The sequence below is a fragment of the Nocardia sp. NPDC004722 genome, assembly GCF_053601505.1.
Map to the genome: position 1 here is coordinate 1 of NZ_JBSGBY010000661.1, position 4,458 is coordinate 4,458.

The following is a 4,458-nucleotide window of genomic DNA, read 5'->3' on the forward strand; positions in this document are numbered from 1 at the left end:
GTCGGCGCCACAGCGGCCTCCGGTTCGCCGCGACGAGGATCTGCCGTCCGAGGAGGCGGTGACACCGGAGCAGCACGCGGTGCGCGAGCTGGTCTACGCGGGCGAGGACAACCCACGCGCCCTCACACAGGGCGCGGACCCGCGCCTGGTGGCGGTCGGGGAAGTCATGGCGCAGACCGAATCCGGCCGGGCCGCCCTCGAAACCCTGCACACTGCCGGGGTGACCGTCCACCTGGTCGACAGCGGCGGCGAAACCCACGGCTACTCCTACAACGCGGACCGCCGCGAACTGACCGTCGACACCCACAACCGCAGCGAGCTCGACCAGGCCGCCGCCCTGGTCGCGGCGGCAGCACACCTGGAAGGCGCTCCCGCGGCGCGTTCCGAAGGCGCGCCAGCGGCACGCTCGGAAGGCGCGCCCGCGGCACGCTCGGAGGGCGCTCCGGCGGTACGCCCGGAGGATGCGCGTACGTCCGCTGCCTCCGACCGCCTGCGCGGTGCCGCCGAATCCTTCGGCCGGGAAGCCGAATTCGTGCGCGAGCTGCGGGAAGCGGGCTACGACCCCGAGCGCGGCCCATTGCACGACGCCGCCGACACGACCTACACCGACGCTGTCCGCGACACCTACCACCGCGCCGCCGACGCCGCCGCCGACCGAGCGCGCGCCGCCGACCCGAACCTCCCCGCCGACCGAGCCCGCGAGCTCGCACACGCCGCCGGCGTCGAAGCCCTACTCTCCGACGACCGCTTCACCGGCGCGGGCGAAAACCACCCCGACCCGCTGGCCGACCACTACGCCGAACCCCCCGCCGCACACGACAGCACAACCCACGACCCCACCGCCTCCCCACGCGACCAGGCCGAGACTCCACGCGATGCGGCTGAGGCTCCGCGTGATCCGGCGGGGACTGAGCGCGACGCGGCTGAGGCTCCGCGTGATCCCGCTGGGACTCTGCGCGATGCGAATGAGGCTTCCCGTGATCCGGCTGGGACCCCGCGCGTTACGGATGAGGCTCCGCGCGACGCGGCTGGGACTCCGCGTGATCCGGTTGAGGCTCCGCGCGACTCTGCTGAGGCTCCGCGTGAAGCCGCTGCTTCCTCGCACGATCCGGCGGGTGCCGAGCCTGCGGCAGCGCGGGCCGCGGAGGCGGAGCCGCCGCGCAATGACGAGTACTGGGATATGCGGGAATTCGCGTTGAACCACGCGACCGGCAGTGATATCTCCCGGTGGGCGCTGGAGACGCTGGGCAGGCACGGCGTCGATATCCGCGTCACCGACGATCCGGCCGCGGCGGTGGCGTCCGGTCCGAAGGGGCACGAGCAGCGCGGCCCGTTGGCCGGTTACGATCCGGCCACCAATACGCTGGTGCTGCACCGTGATTCGTCGCCCGCCGAGCATGCGGCGGAACTGGTGCGCGCCGCCTCGGAGTTGGAGTCCCGCGCTCGCGTGGAGGGCCCGCTCGAGCGGTACGCGCTCAGCCGCGACGACTATGTGCGAGCCATGCGGGCCCGCGAGGCCGAGGCGCTGGCCTTGGGCTACGAACACAACCGCACCGCCGGCGCCCCCGGCGACGCCCGTGACCGCGCCCGCCCCACCGACCCGCTGGAGCGCGCCTACCGCCGCGCCCATGACGAGGCGCTGCGCACCGCCCGCGAGGCGTACAAGGGCCGCGACAACGCCACCCAGCGGATGCTCGAGGCGGCCGCCTACCGGGCGGGCGTCCGCGAGGTCGAGGCCCGCCTCGCCGATCTGGGCCCGCGCGTGGAGGGCCGGGACCCGGTGGCGGTGCACGGTGCGGAATGGGATCGCGCGCACGGTATTCCGGAGTCCCGCGAGCGGCCGCAGCCACCCCGCCCGACCCGCGACACACCGCAGGCGCGCGATACCCGGGCCCGCGAGTACGCCGACGAGATCGAGCACCTGCGGGCCCTGCGCGAGGCCGGTTCGCCGATTCCGGTCGGCCCGGCCGAACACGCCTACCGGGAGGCACGGGCCGCGGCCGCCGCCCGGCCGCACGCCTCGGAGTCGAGCGTGCACGAGGCCGGTCTGGCCGGGTTGCGGCGCTATCTGAAGGAAACCGGCCTGCACAACGCCGAGATCGCCTTCGACGTGGTGCGGACCTTCGGCGAGTCCGGTGAAACCCATTGGGGCAATCCGAATCTGCGCGACATGCTGTATCGGGCGGATACCGTGCACCAGCCCGCGGCGGAGAGTCCGCGGCTGGCGCAGGAGCGGGACCGCGCGCTGGCGCGTTCGGTGTCCGACATCCAGATGAGCAAGGTGCGCGGCGGTTTCGAGCGCCTCACCGACAATGTGGTCCTCGTCCGCGACAGCACACGCAGCAGCGACCGCCTGATCGTCTTCGCCGGTGAGGGCGGGCACATGCGTGCCCTGCAAGAGCTGGCCGACGCGCATCCCCGGTACGCGAACGCGCTGACCAATCGCTTCCTCCGCCTCGAGTATCGCGAGATCAATCCGGACGGCGAGCACGGCGCGTGGGTGCACGAGCTGTCGCACGACGAGGCCGAGGGCTCGATGCGCCGTCCCTCCAATGACGAGGCGCTCGGCGAACTGCTGTCGCACTATCTGCGTTACCGCGAAGACGGCCGCGTCACCGTCGGTTTCGACAAGTGGCTGCGCGGCCTGGGCGATGACGCCTTCGTGCACCCCAAGCAGCCGTTGCGCGCGCGGTTGCGTGGCGCAGAGCCGCCGGTGCGCCTGTCGGAGCGTTTCCTGACGGCCGGGCAGCGGACGGCGGAGAGCGCCCGGTCCCTGGATCATCCGCACGCGGCCGCGGTCGCCCGCGACCTGCTGGATCGGAAGGTGGAGCTGGGACCGCGTTTCGGTCCCGACGCGCACCGCTACCGCATGCCGGACCGGTTCACCATGCACGAGTTCGAGGTCGGCGGGAGCAAGCTGCGGCTGTGGCTGGAACGTGACGGCGAGGGCGGCTGGCGGGTGCCCGCCGCGACCGGCCGCCGCGACATGTCCGACGCGCTGGCGCATCGCTTCCAAGGCATGACCGACAAGGATCCGGTCAAGCTGGCCAACCGGATTCGGGATGCCCTCACCGATCCGACGGCTCCGCTGCGCGTCACCGAGCCGGAGCGGTCGCGGTCGCTGTGGCAGCGCATGACAGACCGGTTCGGCGGCCGCGACACCGACGCGATCGAGGCCGCTCCGCGCGCCGGGGAGGGCCCCGCCGAGCAGCCCCGCCCGCAGCGGAGTCCTGCCGAGGAGCCGCGGCCGGAGGGTCCGGCGCAGCGCCGCGGCCCGATCGAAGAACCCGCTTCCGCAACGCATCCGGGGAAAGAACTAGTCACTGACGAACCAGCACAGCATGATTCGTCGGGCGAGCGTGACAACGACCACGCGGCAACGGATTCCGAGTCGCCTGATTTGGCCCCGGACTGGTCGCCGCGACCCGACGACGCCTGGTCGGGCCTCGAAAACCACGAGCGCATCGCCGAAAAGCTCGCGCAGGACTGGAAAGTCGACGTCACCGGGTTCAGCGAGCATCACGACCTGGAGGCGCTGCGCGAGTACGCGCGCGCCGTCGAGAAGATGTTCACCGACTTCCCCGGCGATACCGTGCGACCGGCCATCCATGTCGGCCCGCTCGACGAGCCGGGTGTCTTCGCCGAGACCACGCCCGGCCGCACCGCGGACGGCCGGATCACGGTCGAGCGCATCACGTTCAACGAGCGCTTCGCCCACAATCCCGATGAGCTGGCCCAGCGGGTGGCGCGCGCCGAGGAGGCGGGCTACCTGACGCCGGGATCGGCGCAGCGCCCGGTGTATTCGACGATCGTGCACGAGTTCGCGCACGCGCTGGACTTCGCGGGCGGCCTGGACGCCCACCACCTGGCCTTCGACGCCATGATGCGGCACTATCTCGAAACCCGCGGCAGCATGGCCGGTTTCGAGGAATGGTTCGCCGACCAGCGCGGCTACGCCTTCGACGAGCACGGCCGCTGGGATCCGGCCGAGGCGATGGCGGAGGCGTTCACCGACGACGTCCTCAATGGCGCGCAGGCCACCGAACAGTCGAAGGTCCTCAGCCAGGCCCTCATCGACGCCCATCAGGCCCGCGTCGACCGGGCGTCGTCCGACGGTGCGGACCGCCCCGCGTCCGGCGGCGAGGACGGCCCCGCGGAACCCGCCCAGCGTCGCGGCCTGCCCGGCGACGAACACGGCAACGGCGAATCCGCCCCCACCGGTACCTGGATGGAGCAGCAACGCGCCATCGGGGCCGACTGGACCGCCCGCATGGTCGACCAGCGCCTGGCCTTCCTCCGCGAGGCCGCCGAACTCTACGCGCCCGGCACCGAGGAACGCCGCATCGCCGACGCCCAGATCGCCGCCGTCGCCTGGGAATCCCGCATGGCAACCCAACGCGCCGACTTCCTCTGGGAAGTCGCGGGCGGCCGCCCCGAGCAAGCAGGCGGGGAATCGTC

The 4,458-nt window shown here is 72.5% G+C and carries 1 protein-coding gene; it reads left to right on the forward strand.

All coding sequences use genetic code 11. From position 1 onward, the window contains the following. Positions 1 to 58 precede the first annotated feature (58 nt). Positions 59 to 4,458: hypothetical protein (locus ACWELQ_RS39210; RefSeq protein ID WP_452402067.1), on the forward strand; the 4,400-nt coding region annotated here is incomplete at its 3' end.